Annotated in this window: 13 protein-coding genes; 7 read left to right on the forward strand and 6 right to left on the reverse strand. The window is 60.8% G+C overall.

The annotated features are described in order from the left end of the window. Positions 1-41: 41 nt before the first annotated feature. The 6 genes from MHEC_RS00735 to MHEC_RS00760 form a co-directional block, all read right to left on the reverse strand. The gene (locus tag MHEC_RS00735; protein WP_236591464.1) at positions 42-1,229 is read right to left on the reverse strand and encodes an ISL3 family transposase; all 1,188 of its coding nucleotides are present in this window, start codon (positions 1,227-1,229) and stop codon (positions 42-44) included. Positions 1,230-1,532: 303 nt separating this feature from the next. Continuing rightward, a complete protein-coding gene (locus tag MHEC_RS00745; protein WP_048893634.1) occupies positions 1,533-4,445 on the reverse strand; it encodes an MMPL/RND family transporter in 2,913 nt (970 codons plus the stop codon). After that, a complete protein-coding gene (locus tag MHEC_RS24620) occupies positions 4,442-4,576 on the reverse strand; it encodes a hypothetical protein (protein WP_264016570.1) in 135 nt (44 codons plus the stop codon). The genes MHEC_RS00745 and MHEC_RS24620 overlap by 4 nt, the downstream gene beginning before the upstream one ends. A 25-nt stretch (positions 4,577-4,601) precedes the next feature. Continuing rightward, positions 4,602-7,571, reverse strand: coding sequence for an MMPL/RND family transporter (locus tag MHEC_RS00750; protein ID WP_372507376.1), 2,970 nt, complete (start codon positions 7,569-7,571; stop codon positions 4,602-4,604). 11 nt (positions 7,572-7,582) lie between these two features. Beyond that, positions 7,583-8,002, reverse strand: coding sequence for an MmpS family transport accessory protein (locus tag MHEC_RS00755; protein ID WP_048893635.1), 420 nt, complete (start codon positions 8,000-8,002; stop codon positions 7,583-7,585). Positions 8,003-9,079: 1,077 nt separating this feature from the next. Further along, positions 9,080-10,360: a condensation domain-containing protein gene (locus MHEC_RS00760; RefSeq protein ID WP_048893637.1), complete on the reverse strand. Its 1,281-nt coding sequence runs from the start codon at positions 10,358-10,360 to the stop codon at positions 9,080-9,082. A 355-nt stretch (positions 10,361-10,715) separates the two neighbouring features. Here MHEC_RS00760 and MHEC_RS00765 point away from each other — a divergent pair, with 355 nt between their 5' ends. The 7 genes from MHEC_RS00765 to ltrA all read left to right on the forward strand — a co-directional run bounded on the left by MHEC_RS00765 (position 10,716) and on the right by ltrA (position 16,850). Then, positions 10,716-11,984 (forward strand): glycosyltransferase, encoded by a 1,269-nt coding sequence (locus MHEC_RS00765; protein WP_048893638.1) that lies wholly within the window; start codon positions 10,716-10,718, stop codon positions 11,982-11,984. Positions 11,985-12,707: 723 nt separating this feature from the next. Next, positions 12,708-12,965, forward strand: a complete 258-nt coding sequence (locus tag MHEC_RS00770) for a hypothetical protein (protein WP_235434997.1) — start codon at positions 12,708-12,710, stop codon at positions 12,963-12,965. Next, entirely contained in the window at positions 12,962-13,333 is a 372-nt protein-coding gene (locus MHEC_RS00775) for a site-specific integrase (RefSeq protein ID WP_235434998.1), read from the forward strand. Before MHEC_RS00770 ends, MHEC_RS00775 begins: the two co-directional genes overlap by 4 nt. A 77-nt stretch (positions 13,334-13,410) precedes the next feature. Further along, a complete protein-coding gene (locus tag MHEC_RS00780; RefSeq protein ID WP_053094064.1) occupies positions 13,411-13,611 on the forward strand; it encodes a hypothetical protein in 201 nt (66 codons plus the stop codon). A gap of 15 nt (positions 13,612-13,626) precedes the next feature. Further along, positions 13,627-13,938 (forward strand): transposase, encoded by a 312-nt coding sequence (locus tag MHEC_RS24625; protein ID WP_269096928.1) that lies wholly within the window; start codon positions 13,627-13,629, stop codon positions 13,936-13,938. 189 nt (positions 13,939-14,127) lie between these two features. After that, complete coding sequence (locus tag MHEC_RS24630; protein ID WP_269097929.1) at positions 14,128-14,886, forward strand: IS3 family transposase; 759 nt, start codon at positions 14,128-14,130, stop codon at positions 14,884-14,886. 515 nt (positions 14,887-15,401) lie between these two features. Continuing rightward, complete coding sequence (gene ltrA / locus MHEC_RS00790) at positions 15,402-16,850, forward strand: group II intron reverse transcriptase/maturase (protein ID WP_048893872.1); 1,449 nt, start codon at positions 15,402-15,404, stop codon at positions 16,848-16,850. The last annotated feature ends 179 nt before the right edge of the window (positions 16,851-17,029 follow it).

Raw genomic sequence — 17,029 nt, forward strand, 5'->3', positions numbered from 1 at the left:
CAAAGTAAACCGGTGTGCACAAAACCCAGGGCGATTCACAATCAGCATGACGTCTGGGTTGCGGCCCGCTGTTTGCGGGTGCAGTGAAATCGTATCCGGCGTGCCGAATTGTCTTGATTCCGGAATCCGCACGCGGCGCGTTTGACCTGTTTGACGAGCCGGTTGTAGCCCTCGGTGCGGGCGTTGGTGATACCGGTGGCGATGAAGGCGTTGATCTCGGGCCACCAGGTGTCGACGGTGGCGGCCAGGGTGAGCAGCTCAGGGATCTGCGAGTCGATGCACCAGGCCAGGAAGCGGTGCAGCCGATGCCGGGTCAGGTGCGCATCGCCGCCGGCGTGCACGGTGGACAGCAGGGTGCGCAGTTCTTCCTTGGCGATCCACGCCGACAGGATCTGGCCGGTGTCGTCTTCGGCCACGATCGCGTTCCACATCGTGGCGAAATTCTTGTCCGACAAGCGTTCCCACGCGGTCAGCAGGCGCCGGCGGTGGGCCCATTCCGGGTCGAGTTTGCCGCCGCGGCGATCCCGCAGATCCCAGGTCACCCGGCGGCGCACCTTGGTCAACGCATCGTTGCCGAGTTTCACCAGGTGGAAGTGATCGACCAGCAGGGTGGCATTGGGCAGCAACCCCGGTGTGCGGATCGCCGTGGCGTAGACCGCGGCCGGGTCGATCGCCACGAACTGAACGGCCTCGCGGAACTCCTGGCTGCGCTCGGCCAGCCAGTCGATCACCGCAGCACCGGTGCGGCCCTCGCGCTGCCCCAACAAGCCCTGATCTCCGGCTAAATCGACGAATCCGGTGTCCCACGGGTCAACCCGCACCCACCGCCCTGTCGTGGCGCACTGCTCCCAGCGGGGTTTGCCGCGGCGGGTCTCGTCGATACCGAGCACTGCCACCGGCGCGGGTTCGCATAGCCGTTCCTCGGCGTGCGCGACGAACGCGCGGTGCGCGGTCGGCCAGGGTACCCCGTGGGCGGCCGCGACCTCGGCCACCGCCCGCCCGGCATCGCCGATCGCCGCACCGATCGCGGTACGCAACCGTGTGGTGGCGCGGGCCCGGGCCACCACACGGTTGTCAAAAGAAGGTGTGCACGAAACCCGGGATGGTCCACCCGGCCGGCAAATCACGCACCCACGTCGGGCGGCGATCATGCAACCGCGCGATCGCCCCGCATACCGGACACCAGCCGATCGCCGCGGTTGTCTCAATCGCGTACTCCAGTTCACCATCGTGCTCGGACACCGCCAGCACGGCCATGCCTTCCAGTCCAAGCATCACCATCGCACTACTGTTGTTATTCACCTGGGGCCTTTCCATTCGTGTTCACTAACACCACGAATCATGAGGCCCCAGGCCCATCCCCAGGGTCAGGCAGACAACCGTGTCACCCGACCGCTACCAAGCTTCATTGCGAAGACCCGGTAATGTTGTGCTAGCTACGGTGATGATGAAGGTTCTTGCGCGGCCGACGAGGGCCGATGCGACCGGGTTCGCCGTAGCTCCACGCGCAACCCGATAAGCCTCAGTGCAATTCAGACTCTTGATCTGGGCAGCGGGGCTGTAACCGGGTCGTCGTCCTGCTCCTCCCGTAGCAGCAATGACCGGACCAATGGACGCGGTCCGTACGGCCGAAGCATTTGACTGGCCGGGCGCGGACGCACTGCTTGTGGCCACCAGAACCAACGCCCCAGCAACGCGGCTAGGGATGGTGTCATGAACGAGCGCACGACCAAAGTGTCGAACAATAGCCCCAGACCGATAGTGGTACCGACTTGCGCGATGATGCGCAAGTCGCTGACCGCCATGGACATCATCGTGAATGCGAATACTAGACCCGCGTTGGTGACGACCTTGCCGGTACCGCCCATTGCGCGGATGATACCTGTACTAATGCCCGCGGCTATTTCCTCTTTCATCCGTGACACCAGCAGCAGGTTGTAATCCGAACCCACCGCTAAAAGGATGATCACCGACATTGGGAGCACCATCCAGTGCAATTTGATGCCCAGAATATATTGCCAGACCAGGACGGACAACCCAAACGATGCACCCAACGAAATCGCCACCGTACCCACGATAATTAGTGCGGCGATAAAACTTCGCGTGATGAGGAGCATGATGATTAAGATAAGGCAGAGCGAACCAACCCCGGCGATCAAAAGATCGAATCTGGAGCCCTCTCCCCAGTCTTTATAGGTTGCCGCGGTACCCGCAATATAGATCTTGGCGTTCGCCAGAGGTGTCCCCTTGAGCGCCTCCTCCGCCGCCGTCCTCACTTGGCTGATCCGTTTAATTCCCTCGGCCGTCGCGGGTTGGCCCCTCTGAGAAATGATGAATCGAGCTGCTTTTCCGTCTGGGGACAGGAAGGAGTCCATCGCACGCTGGAAGTCCTTGTTCTGAAAAACTTCCGGAGGCAGGTAGAATGAATCGTCGTTTTTGGCTGCATCGTACGCCTGTCCCATTGCCATCGCGTTTTCGGCCATTTCGTCCATCTCGCCGAAGATGCCCGACATAGTGCTATGCATGGTCAGCATCATGGTCCGCATGCTCTGCATTGTCGCGATCAGCGGTGGAAACTGGGCGAGCATCTGGGGCATCAGCACGTCTATCTGATCGAGGTCTTTGACGAGGTCGTGCATTTTATCGGTCATCTCGTCAATCGTGTCGACTGCATCGAACACCGCGCGCAGCGACCAGCAGATGGGAATGTCGTAGCAGTGCTTCTCCCAGTAGAAATAGCTGCGTATCGGTCGCCAGAAATCCTCGAAATCCGCGACATGGTCACGCAATTCATCGGTAATGGCAGTGATTTCCTTTGTGATGCCGAAAGTGTGATGGGTCGTGGCGTTGATCTGCTGCACGAGGCTATACTGGTGCTGCATTATGCCGATCATTTTCGTCATATCGTCGGCCTGCTTGAGTATGTCGTTTACACGCTCCTTCATATACTTCATATCCTGAAGCATGGTTGCGGTTTGCAAGCTAAGCAGGAAGGGTATAGATGTATGACCGATTGGCGTACCCTCAGGGCGGGTGATACCCTGTACCCGAGAAATTCCTGGAACGTGGAAGACTCCTTTGGCGAGCTTATTTAACACCAGAAAATCTGACGGATTGCGCATATCGTGATCGGATTCGATCATTAGAATTTCTGGCATCGTTCGCGCCTGAGGGAAATGTCGGTCGGCAGCCGCGAATCCCAAATTGGCCGGAATGTCCTGGGGAATATAGAGGCGATCGTTGTAGCTCGTCTTATAACCCGGCAGCGTCAGTAGTCCGATCAGCGCGATCACGCAGGAGGCTGCCAGAATGGGGGCTGGCCAGCGCACAATCGCCGTGCCGACCCGGCGCCAGCGACGAACCCTGATCATGCGCTTGGGGTCGAATAACCCGAAGCGACTGCCGACGGCAATAACCGCTGGAACCAGGGTGAGCGCAACCGCGACCGCAACGATCATGCCCACTGCGCAGGGGACACCCATGGTCTGGAAGTAGGGCATCCGGGTAAAGCTCAAGCAGAAAATCGCCCCGGCAATCGTCAAGCCGGAGGCCAATACAACGGGAGCGACCCCACGGTACGTGGTGTAGTAGGCGGTTTCGGGGTCCTCACCGGCCTGACGCGCTTCCTGATATCGACCGAAAAAGAATATCCCGTAGTCAGTTCCGGCCGCGATCCCAAGGGATACCAGCAGGTTAATGGCGAACGTCGATAGTACGAGAATATTGTTGTGGCCCAGAAACGCAACGGTTCCCCGGGCCACCGCTAATTCGACCCCAACCATAATCAGCAGCAGGACCACAGTGATAATCGAGCGATACACAAATAGCAGCATCATGAAGATCATTGCGACCGTAACCGCGGTGATCTTCAGGATGGATTTGTTGCCGCTTTGCTGCATATCGACAACCAACGGGGCCGCGCCAGTGACATACGCCGTGACCCCGGGAGGCGGCTGCGTCCGCCGGACGATATCCCGGACCGCCGCCACGGATTCGTCCCCCAAGGTCGTCCCCTGGTTGCCGGCCAGGTTCAATTGCACATACGCGGCCTTGCCGTCGGAGCTCTCCGCGCCTGCGGCTGTGAGGCGATCCCCCCATAAATCCTGCACGTGTTCCACATGCTTCGGGTCGGCTCGCAACTCCCGAACTAGTTGGGCGTAATACTCGTGAGCATCCTCTCCGAGCGGCTGCTGACCCTCCAGCACGATCATCGTGAAGCTGTCCGAGTCAGATTCTTTGAAGTCCTTGCCCATGCGCACCATGGCCTGCACCGACGACGCATCTTTGGGACTCATCGAAACCGAGTGCTGTTGCCCGACCCGCTCCAGGGGAGGAACGGCGAAGGTCAGAATCAGAGTTAGTGCAATCCAGGCCAGGATGACCAACAGCGAAAACCGGCGGATTGTGCATGCTATCACGGAGGGCTGACTGCGTTTGGCGCTCATGCGGCCCCCGGCGCCACGATCGCTTCCACCGTCGCCAGCGGGGTTGCCCTGATCTTCATCCACCACAGCAAAAACGCTCGATCAACACGCCGCAGGTTGGCGGTGCTGTCGGAATAGCTGAAGGTTGCCATGGACGGTCGGCCACCTCATGACTGCTCAAGTCGCATCATGACCGCGATCCCCAAGATAGACGCGACGCCGGCCGTTCCCGTCCCCAGCAGCACTTGCATCCTCGCCCGGAAATGCGCCATATCCGGTTCCTTGCCCGAGCAACAGCGAGCGCACTGCGGGACGAGGTCCTGATGGCCGGAGCAGGGCACTGGCGGGGCGTGGGCGCACTTGCTGCGGCCACCAGAACCAGCGTCCCAGCAACGCGGCGACCGACGGTGTCATGAACGCGCGCACGACCAAGGTGTCAAACAACAGCCCGAGGCCGATAGTGGTCCCAATTTGGGCAATGATGACCAAGTCGCTGACAGCCATCGACATCATCGTGAAGGCGAAGACCAAGCCCGCGTTCGTCACGACCTTACCGGTGCCGCCCATTGCGCGGATGATGCCCGTGTTTATTCCGGCGCCTATTTCCTCCTTCATCCGGGATACGAGCAGCAAATTGTAGTCAGACCCGACCGCCAAAAGGACGATCACCGACATTGCCAGCACCACCCAGTGCATTTGTATGTCGAGTAGGTAATGCCAGACGAGCACAGACAAACCGAAAGATGCTCCGAGCGACAGCGCTACCGTTCCCACGATAACCAGCGCAGCAATGAAACTGCGCGTGATAATCAGCATGATAATGAAAATCAAGGAGAGCGCAGCGACTGCAGCGATCAAGAGATCGTATTTGGACCCGTCCACGATGTCTTTGATCATCGCTGCGGTGCCGGTTAAGTAGATCTTAGCGTTTTCCAGTGGAGTGCCCTTCAGCGCCTCCTCGGCCGCGGTCTTTATCGCCTCGACCCGCGAGACACCTTCAGGCGTCGCGGGGTCTCCCCTTTGCGTGATGAGCATCCGGGTGGCTTTCCCATCCGGCGACAAGAACACTTTCTCGACTCGTTTGAAATCCTTATTCTTGAAGACGTCCGGAGGCAGGTAGAAGGAGTCGTCGTTTTTCGCGGCATCGAATGCCTTCCCCATCGCTGTCGCGTTATCGCTCGAGTCCTCCATCTGACCGAAGATCCCCGACATCGTGCTGTGCATGGTCAGCATCATGGTCCGGGTGCTCTGCATGGTTGCGATCATCGGCGGGAACTGAGCGAGCAACTGCGGCATGAGCACATCCAGCTGGTCGAGGTCTTTGACAAGGTCTTGCAGCTTGTCGCTGATCTCGTCAACGCCGTCGAGTGTGTCGAATATAGATCTCAGCGACCAGCAAATCGGAATGTCATAGCAGTGTTTTTCCCAGTAGAAGTAGCTGCGGATCGGCCGCCAGAAATCCTCGAAAGCGGAAATGTGATCCCGCAATTCTTCCGTGATGGCTTGCACGTCGTGTGTTTCGCTGACCATATGGTGGGTCGTATTTGTGAGCTGCTGCATCAAGGCATACATGCGCTGCATTATGCTGATGGTTTTCGCTAAATCGTCCGCCTGCTTGAGCAGGTCGTTCATGCGCTGCTTCTGAAATTCCAAGTTCTGTACCTGACTCGCCTGCGTCATGCTCAGTATAAACGGTATCGAAGTATGTGCGATCGGCTCGCCTGTAGGTCGGGTTATCGCCTGCACTCTGGAAATGCCGGGGACGGCGAAGACGCTCTTCGCTAGTTTGTTCAATATCAGAAAATCGGCCGGATTACGCATATCGCGGTCGGCCTCGATCAGCAAGAGCTCAGGCGTCATCATCCGCGATTGTGGGAAGTGTCGTGCCGCGGCCGCATACCCGAGATTGGCGGGAATATCTTTCGGGATGTAATTCTGGTCGTTGTAGCTGGGCTTATAACCCGGCAGTGCTAGTAGGCCGATTAGAGCGAATGCTAAGGCAGCGGCAAGGATTGGCCCCGGCCAGCGGACGATCGACGTGCCGATTCGGCGCCAGCGACGCACGCCGATCCTGCGCTTGGGGTCGAATAACCCAAAGCGACTGCCGACGACCATAACTGCCGGAACCAGTGTGAGCGCCACCGCGACCGCAACGAGCATGCCCACAGCACAAGGGATACCAACTACTTGGAACGCGGGCAGCCGAGTAAAGCTCAGGCAATAAAGGGCTCCGGCAATTGTCAGGCCGGAAGCCAAGACAACTTTGGCGACGCTGCGGTATGTGGTGTAGAAAGCCGCTTCCCGATTCTCGCCGGCCTGGCGCGCCTCTTGGTAGCGCCCTAGGAAAAATATCCCATAGTCCGTTCCGGCCGCAATCGCGAGGGACCCCAGCAGATTCACTGCAAAGGTAGTAAGGCCAATAATCCCGTGGTGACCAAGGAAGGCGACGGCTCCTCGAGCGACCTGGAATTCTATGCCGACCATCAGCAGCAAAAGAATTACGGTGATGATCGAACGGTAGACGAGGAACAGCACAGTGCAGATCACTGTCAGGCTTACCGCTGTGATTCTTTTGACCGTTCTGTCGCCGCTTTCGCCCATGTCCGCAGCGATTGCTGCTGGGCCGGTGACATACGCCTTGACTCCCGGTGGCGGCGGCGTGTGGTCCACGATGTCGCGGACCGCTTGGGCCGATTCGTTCCCAAAGGCCTGTCCCATAGTTCCGGCGAGATCCAATTGAACATATACGCCCTTGCCGTCGGTGCTTTCCGCAGCGGCCGCTGTCAGCGGATCTCCCCAGAAGTTCTGGATATGCCGTACATGCTTCGGGTCGTCTTCAAATTTACGAATCAAACTGTCGTAGTATCTATGCGCATCGTCGCCGAGGCGTTGCTGCCCCTCCAAGACGACCATCGCCACGCTCTCGGAAGTAGATTCCTTGAAATCCTGAACCATGCGCCTCGCCGACTTGAACGCCGGCGCATCGTTGGGATTGATCGATACTGAACGCTCTTTCTCGACGTTCTCCAACGACGGAACGGCCGTGCTCAGGACGAAGCTGATCACCAACCATAAAAGAATGAGGGGTATCGAGAGTCGACGGATCGCCCGCGCTACGAATGGTGGCGTGGTGTATGCGGTGCCCATGTGCTCGTGACTCATGCTGCTTTCAGTAGGCAGAAGGTGAACGCGTTTACTTCGTACGTTATTCGTTCGGCTTTTACATCACCGTCCACCAAGATGCGGCAGCCGATGCTGTTGCTGTCGCCCTGCGCCACGATACTTCCCATGGCTGTTGCCTCGGTGGTCGCGAATTCCACCGACCAGGGCAGACGCGCCCCGACGACTCGCTGCGGGTCGGCATTGACGTCGAAATAGCTGATAGTGGCGACGGTTCCTGGCGGTCCGAAAATCTCGTACCTTAGGCGCTTAGGGTTATAGGGTTTTGTGTCGTTGATTTTAGTGTCGGCATACGAGGGACGTTTCTCAGAGCCGAATACACGGTGAAGACGTGCCACGGTGAATCCGCCACTAGCGACGACGACCAGTATGACCAGCGGAATCCACAGTCGCCTCAAAACCTTGGAAATGGTAAACCCCCGATTTCGATGACCCTTTCGAAAGCCACCTGATGCAGTGGGTGCATGTGGACTTTGGTGAGCAGTTTCCGGAAAAGCGGAACGAGACCACGGATTGATTTCTTGCTGACCTGCAGTGGCGACATCGGATGAGGCTCCTGCAACGCCGCGCACACCTTGCTCGACCACCGCACCCTCCCACCCGTTTCTAGAACTGGCACCATGTTCTCAGCCGCTCGTTTATGCAACTATGGATCGGACCCCGACACGCCAGAGCGACTGCTCGAATGCGGTGGACGTCGCGCTATAGACCTGCGACGGTCACCTCAAGCGAACGGCGCCCCGGGCGGCGAACCCGATCTTGATGAGTAAACCATGTTGGTGGGCTTCGTATCGATTCCTTGCCCAAAGTGATCTGTGATCGTAACGCATACCCTATGCGTTAAGGTACGCTGGTGTTTTCGTCTGACCTCCAAATCACATCGCGTTCGTTATCCTCGGCGGTGGCGTAACCTGCCTTCCGACGCCCCGCGCCAGGCAACAAAAACACCTGCGTGCGGCGGGATCTTGCAAGCAGCGCGGTCGCTGGCTTTCGAGAACGATGCCGCTTCGGTGAGGTTAACGGGGTTGCGAATCGCGCCGGTGTCGACTACTTTGCGGTGCGCCCTATTTCACCTTCCTATAAAGAAGTGCTCCTAGATTTCGCATCGAAGCGTTGGTTCGATGGTCGGACACGGTCTGTGGGGTTACGCGGGCCAGGCCCGATGCTGGCGTCGGGAGGGTCGTGGCGGCGTTCGCCGATGGTCTGGCCGCAGGCCCGCTATTTTGCGACCGATCGCCAAACCTCCATCTGCGCCTTGAGCGACAGATGGACGCCGTCAGGGATGTCAGACCCGGCGGAGCAGCGCCATTGCCGTAATGTCGTTGGCGATGTCGCCACGCTCACCCGATTGTTGACCGCGACCTTCGTCGGCCTTGTCTGCCACTTAGAAACGCCACACATGATGACCCGGCGCGGTCAGCCAAAGGACGAGCTATCCGTGCTGGGCGTTTCGGTTGCGCGCAGGACAGGTTCCGTTAGTCAATCTTGCCGGTGAGCTCGAACTCGGCGAGCGTTCGCGCGGCCAGCTCGCGTAACGCGTGTTTGGTGTTATCGGCGCCAGGTTGATAGGCGTTGACGCTGATGACCATCCTGTCCGGGAGGCGGAAGGACTGCACAGTCATTTGGCCGCCCATTCGCTCGAGCCATTGTCGCGTCTCGTGTTGAGCCGTAACTCGTGCGGTGGCGTACTCGGCGGGGGTGCCGTCGAGCCGGTTCACCACTGAGCCGACGTCGCCGAGATTGGAATAAAACACCGAGAGATCCGGGTCGATTGCCATCGCATCGGCTAGCCGATTCAACGCGCGTTTCGGCGTGAACGAGGCGAGCCACAGGATCTGCGGTGGCTCATTTGGCGTCTCCCGCAGGGATCTCAGCGCCTCCTTGATGGCTGCACGGGCGTCACGCAGATCCGTCGTTAGCTGTGTCGGGTCGATGCTGACGCGCGCAAACGACATTGCGTTCGCACGCGTATCACCCTCGGCGCGGTCGCTCACCGGGAGTTGCAGGGTGACGACGCCGTCACCGGCTCGGCGCCCCATGCGCTCCCCGAGCTTCGCAGCAAATCCGGCGACCAGTGTGTTAGTCAATCCCCCTAGAGCTTGCGCGCGGGCAGCCCACTGATCCAAGTCGGCGTAGATCGTTATACCGGGCACAAGCACCATGTCATCGGATTGACTTCGAAGGAGGGCGGCCGGTCGCGATGCCGATGATTGCGCGATACCGTGCGGCCGATGACGAGCCAGTTTTGCCGCCACGACAAGCGCGCGGGCAACTTCTGGTGCGTCGCGCGCTGTTTGTCGGGCATCCTGTATAACCGCGCGCAGTCGAGTACGTGAACGTGGGGGTGGGTAGCCAAGATCGCGCGTGCTGCCCGAGACTGCATCAACTAACGCGACAACAAGCCCGAGGCCGTCGATCAGGTAGTGGGAGACCACCAGGCTGACCGCCGTCGAGCCGTCCGTAAGGGGAAGGACGCCGAGATGCCACGTGGGCCCGCGTTCCGGATCAATCGGCAATTGCGAGCGTTCATCGACCCAATCGCTGAGTTCACTGCGTGGACGAGCGCGGTCAGCGATATCGATATCGGACGGCCCCCGATCCAAGACCCACCGATGCCGGGCAAACGGTAGCGGCGAGCGCTCGATGCGCCGTCCCAGTAAGCCGTAACCAAGGTTGTGATGAAAACGCTTCACGCCGTCGAAGTCGATAGGGTGCTCATAAACCCACACGCACTGAATGACTAGCTTCCGGCCCATTGCCTCATGCTGGGCAAACAAAGCGTGGTCCGCGGGCGCAAGCCGATTGTCGCTGCGTAGGTCGGATGCGCCGTTCTTAAAGGATGAGCGTGCGGTATGTCGTCTTCGGACCGGCACTGGTCAGCCCCCGACGACCTGGATCGATTCGCTTTCTGGAGAGGAGAACTCGTCACGGAGTGCGCTGCGCCCGAGCGCGTGAGCCTTGGCGGGGACGAACCGATCCATCAGCTGTAGAGTAGCCGAACCTCAGCTGCAAATCGGACCGACGCACCTCTCGGCGGCCGAGATTCACCGGGAGGCGCCCGCTTCAATTGCGGAGCATGCGCACCGGAAACAAACGGCTACGATCTCGGCGATGAAGTTTGTGCTGGCGAGCTATGGAACTCGCGGTGATGTCGAGCCCTGCGTGGCTTTGGGACGAGAGTTGCTCCGCCGGGGGCACGACGTGTGTGTGGCCGTGCCGCCTGACCTGTTTGGCTTTGCCGAAGCGGCGGGGCTCGCCGCGGTCGCTTACGGGCCAGATGCGCGGACATGGCAGGCCGTGCACCGCGACTTCTTAGCGTGCTTGCTCCGCCGACCGTGGAAGATCGCTGATCTGATCAGGCTGTACCGTGAAGACTGGCGGCTGCTCAACCTGTGCTGGAACGAGGTCAGCACGACGCTGACCTCACTGGCGGACGGAGCCGACCTGCTGTTCACCGGCGTGATTGGCGAGCAGGCAGCCGCCAATGTCGCTGAGTCTTGCGACGTTCCGTTGGCCACGCTGCATACCTACCCGATGCGGGCCAACGGCCAGCTGCTGCCATTCCTGCCAGCGCCGCTGGCCCGCTTCGCAATGACGGTGTTCGAGTGGCCCGATAGGCTCTTGACAAAAAAGCTTGAGGACGCGCAGCGCGGTCACCTTGGCCTACCGAAAGCCACAGGCCTCCCGTCGCGGCGGATCACCGAACGCGGGTGGTTGGAAATCCAGGCCTACGACGCGGTGTGTTTTCCAGGGTTGGTGGCCGAATGGGCGAAATTCAATGGTCGACGGCCCTTTGTAGGCGCGCTGACGATCGAATTTCCGACCGACGCCGACGCGGAGGTCGCGTCGTGGATTGCTGCGGGAACACCGCCGATTTTCTTCGGCTTTGGCAGCATGCCCGTCTCTTCAGCGGCCGACACGTTTGCGATGATCAGCGCGGCCTGCGCGCAGTTAGGCGAGCGGGCGCTGGTGTGCGCCGGCGGCACTGACTTCAGCCACCTCCCGCATGTCGACCACGTCAAAGTGGTGGACGCGCTAAATTATGCGGCGATCTTTCCGGCTTGCCGCGCGGTAGTGCACCATGGCGGAGCTGGCACCACGGCCGCAGGCCTGCGCGCCGGAGTCCCCACGTTGATCCTTTCGACGTGGCCCGATCAGACGCTTTGGGGAACGGTGGTCAAACGATTGAAAGTGGGCACTGCCCGGCGCTTTTCGTCCACGACTCAGCAATCGCTGGTGTCCGAACTGCGCACCATCCTCGCCCCGCACTACCTCAGCCGAGCCCGCGAAATCGCCACCCGGATGACCAAAGCCGCTGACAGCGTTGCGGCTGCCGCTGACCTTATAGAGAATTTCGCCAGCCGAAGGGCTGTTGGCTGATCGGCTTCCAGGGATTTGTTTCGGGTGAGCTGACCCAGAACCTGAGCGATCTGTAAGTACATGACGGGTCGGCTGATGCGCGAATCTGAGCAGCGATCTCCCAGCGAAGTGTCGGGGGTAGTCCAGTTGAAGCACGGCCCGCCATGCGGCTTGCGAGGCCTCTCAGGCGATCCGGTGGTCGCGTTAGTGTCGGCGTTGCCCCCGGCTATGACGGTCGCGATAGAGCGCGGGTGGTGCACTTTGGACATGGGGACGATGAACGCTTATACGTCGGCGGCCCCGCGCGCGATGCGTCGCGAGCACGGGCTGGTGGCGGCGCAAGGCGGTGGCGGGCGGGCCTGTCCTCTCGGACGACGCAGCATCGCAAGAGGGCTAGTGCGTTGCTTCAAGTCCGGAATGCACACCGCACGAGGCACCCGGCAATTAGTCACCAGCTCAGATGCTGCCTATGCCGTTGGCCACCAACGCGACACCGCCCACTGTGCAGATGGCTACCAAGATCTTCCCCCGGTGAATCCCATTCGTGCAGGATTTAAACCATCGCTTGGGTTTTCGCGGGTGCCACCAAGTAGCTGACAAGGGCGATCTCGACAACCGCAAGTACCACGACCACGAACACGATGGCGGAGGTGGTTTCAAAACGACTTCGGTGACAGCCCCCGCGTGAGAGGCGTTGGCACACAGTTATTTTACGCATGGTTGGCGTGGTGCCGGTTTCGGCTGGTGCTGGCGCTGCTCGATAAAACACTGCCGTCGGTGATGGCCGCGATCGATCAGAGCCTGCGCACGTTTGGCGGGGTACCCACCTACGGATTGACCGATACCGAGAAGACGGTGACCAGCGAGCATGTGGCGGGGATACCGTTGCGCAATGCCCAGATGCTGGATTTCGCCCGCCGTTACCTATTGGCTGAACTACGACACGCGTTGTCCCTGGTTGACGGGCGAAAATGGATTCTGCCGTTATCGTCACCTGCGTGATCGGCGACGACGATTCGCGGGATATGGCGCAGTTGGCGATGCCGTTGGTCGGCTCGCTGCACGAGACAGGCGACGCGTGGTTGCCCTACCGGTTGCTCGACTCGGCGGGCAAGCCGGTGGAGGCCGTGTCGGCCTATCTGCGGGATCTGCAGGCCGCGGGACGTTCGGAGGCGACGCTGCGCTCCTACGGGATGGACCTGCTGCGGTGGTTCCGGTTTCTGTGGGCGGTCGAGGTCGCGTGGGATCGGGCGACACGCGTCGAAGCTCGTGATTTCTGCCGATGGATGCTGGTGTCAGGCAAATCGGCTCTTCTCCATGATCCTGGGAGCTGGGGATCCGGGCGAGACCCGCTTGAGGCTTTGAAATGAGCTGATCGTGGGCCTGGGGCTCGGCATGATCCGTGATGACAAACCAAAGTTCACACGGATTGTTGAGGAGCCCCAGGTTGGAAACAGAGGTTACCGGATCGGTTGTTGCTGCGTTGTTCGGATTGGATGGGTTTCGGGTGTTGGCCGCCGCGGATGCCGGAGGTGAGCTGGAGTTGCTGGTTGAGACCGTCGTTGGGCTGGTGTCATGCCCTGACTGTGGGGCGCTGGCGGTTGCCAAAGATTGGACCATCCCGGGTTTCGTGCACACCTTCTTTTGAGGGAAGGATGGCACGATGGCAACGAGGTGCGACCAGGACATGAAGGCCAAGGCGGTCTGGCTGGTCCGGGAGCATCGCGACGAGTACGACACCGAGTGGGCGGCGATGCGGGCCATCTCGGCCCGGTTGGGGATGAGCGCGGAGACCCTGCGCAAGTGGGTGCGCCAGGCCGAGATCGACGACGGCCAGGCCGCTGGGGTATCGACGGCGGAGAGCCGGGAGTTGCGCGAGCTGCGTAAGAAGAACCGTGAGCTTGAGCAGACTATCGAAATCCTCAAGGCGGCAACAAGTTTCTTCGCGCGGGAGAGCGACCCGCGACACCGTTGATTTGTGAATTCATCGCCGAGCATCGTGCTCGGTTCGGGGTCGCTCCGATCTGCCGCGTGCTGAGCGAGCATGGCTGCAAGATCGCCCCGAGAACCTTCTACGCCTGGCAGGCTCGCCCACCATCGAAACGGGTCTTGTGGGACATGACGGTCGCTGAGATCCTGGCCGGCTACTACACCCCCGATGCTGATGGTCGCCGCAAGCCCGAGTCACTCTACGGTGCGGCCAAGATGTGGGCATCACCTGCAACGACAGGGCATTCCGGTGGCCAAATGCACCGTGGAGCGTCTCATGCGGGCCAACGGCTGGCAGGGGGTGCGGCGGGTCAAGAAGGTCCGCACTACCGTGGCCGATCCCGCCGCGCAGCGGGCACCGGACCTGGTGGATCGCACCTTCGCCGTCGATGCCCCCAACCGGCTTCTGGTCGCCGATTTCACCTACGTTCGCCTGGTCACCGGGGTGTTCGTCTACACCGCGTTCGTCGTCGATGCCTACGCCGGGCGGATCCTCGGCTGGGCGTGCTCAACGACCAAGCACTCGTGGTTCGTCGAATCGGCGCTCCGTCAGGCCGCAGCGCTGCGGGCCCGTGAAGGCCACCCGCTGGCGGGGTCGACGATTCACCACTCTGATGCCGGGTCGCAGTACACGTCGGTGCACTGCGGGGAGACGATCATGCTCGCCGGCATGAAGCCGTCGATTGGAACGGTCGGAGACGCCTACGATAATGCGTTGGCGGAGACAATAATTGGTCTCTATAAGACCGAAGCGATCCGGAAAGACTCACCGTTCCGAACCGGGCCGCTGCGCTCGGTGCACGATGTCGAGCACCTCACCGCCGACTGGGTCCACTGGTACAGAGCGCCACGAGGCGCTGTGGGATCGAATGGAGGTGAGAATCCTTCGTCTGTCCGCTGTCGCGGCAGCGGGTTGAAGCTGGGGGCAGCCTGATTCGGGGGACGCCGATGAGGGTGGAAAGCAGCCCTGACAACGACGGGACGCGTCGGCACTGCCAGACGACGCGGGTCCGGCAAGCAAGACGGGACGGTGTACGTGAGAAACCAGCGTCTGAACGCTCCTCAAGTCTGTTCCCACCAGCTCGAATCTGGCGGATCTGGGCTGGGCAGCGGCGCACACTCGTATCACGGTGTGGTGCGGGGAACTCCGCGATCGGTTTGTACCGCCGGTCGGGAGGTCACGGTGAAGGCCCGCGGCGTAGCCGTGGCGATGCCGCAGGAGCATAGTTGGGCACCTCGCCCGTCGATCGATCTGACAGTGAACGTGGGAACCCACGCGGTGGTCCCCTTCCCGGAGCGCATCCAGCGTTTCGGCGGGAAGGTCCGTCGCCGGCCGATGCCGTCGTGTGGGGGCGGAGGATCCGTAGTAGTCCGAGTCCGGGAAAGCCGGTCACATGGCGAAGGGGTCCAGCTTGTTCGCGGTTGCCGAGCATTGCGCGAAGGTCGCTGGTGAATACCGGCGCGCCGTGGCCCGACGTCGATGAGGCGTGGCTGCGGGTACGCATGATGCAGCGGAAACTGCATCGTTGGGCGGTGGCCGATCCGGGCCGCCGGTTTGATGATCTGTTCAACCTCGTTTATGACCCAGCGTTCCTCGTCGTGGCGTGGAACAGGGTGCGGGGCAACAAGGGAGCACGCACGGCCGGGATCGATGGAGTGACACCGTCCTCCATCGATGACCGAGCGGTGCAACTCCTTGCAGAACTGCAAGGCGACCTGAAAGAACGCCGGTTCACACCGGTTGCGGTGCGGGAGAAGTTGATCCCCAAGGCGAACGGCAAGATGCGACGCCTGGGAATCCCGACCACCGCCGACAGGATCGTGCAGGCAGCGCTGAAGCTGGTGCTGGAACCCATCTACGAGGCGGATTTCAAGCCGTGCTCGTATGGGTTTCGGCCGAGACGGCGGGCACAGGATGCGATCGCCGAGATCCACCACTACACCTCGGGTAACAAGGGGTACGAGTGGGTCTTTGAAGCAGACATCACGGCCTGCTTCGATGAGATCTCGCATTGTGCACTGATGGATCGGGTGCGGATGCGGGTCGGTGACAAGCGGGTGCTCACGCTGATCAAGGCGTTCCTGAAAGCCGGGATCCTCTCCGAGGATGCGGTACATCGGGATACGCCGACCGGCACTCCCCAGGGCGGGATCCTCTCACCGCTGCTGGCCAATATCGCCCTGTCGGTTCTCGACGAGCACTTCATGCGTCAGTGGGAAGCGCTCGATACGAACTGGAAGCGCACCAAGCATCGGCGCGCCGGAGGCGCCACCTATCGGATCGTCCGCTATGCAGACGATTTCGTGGTGCTGATCAACGGCACACGCGCTCATGCCGAAGCACTATGGGATGAGGTCGAAGCGGTACTCGCACCGATGAGCCTGCGCTTGTCGGTCGAGAAAACCAGGGTCTGCCACATCGACGAGGGCTTCGAGTTCTTGGGCTTCCGCATCCAGCGGCGAACCAAACCGGGCAGCAGCAAGCGGTTCGTCTACACCTGGCCATCGAAGAAATCGCTGGCCTCGATCACCGGCAAGATCCGGAAACTGACGCGCCGCAACAAACATCACACACTCGCCGACCTGCTCCGGCAGGTCAACCCCGTGCTACGGGGCTGGTGCAACTATTTCAAGCACGGAGTGTCTAAACGCACCTTCTGCTACGTCGACCACTTCGCATTCATGCGGGTTGCGTATTGGCTGCGTAAACGACACCTCGGCCTGACCTGGGGAACGCTACGCCGTCGCTTCTGGCCTGACTGGCAGATCAGCGACCGACGTGTCGAGCTGTTCCGGCCACGATCGGTGACGGTCCTCCGCTACCGATACCGGGGCTCGAAGATCCCTGCACCATGGGCGAATTGGCCACCCGACACCGACACCGCACCAGCGGCATGAACAAGTGGAGAGCCGGATGCGTGGAGACATGCACGTCCGGTTCGGAGGGCGGGCCGCAGAAACCCACCGCGTCGAAAGACCGGCAGGGCGCTGCGGTCCGACCCCTACACACCAGCCGGCTCATGCACCGACTCGGACTGAAACCACCCATCGAATACGAGGCCGACTACCATGCACAC

Origin of the sequence: Mycobacterium heckeshornense, from assembly GCF_016592155.1 — a bacterium.
Taxonomy (GTDB): Bacteria; Actinomycetota; Actinomycetes; order Mycobacteriales; family Mycobacteriaceae; genus Mycobacterium; species Mycobacterium heckeshornense.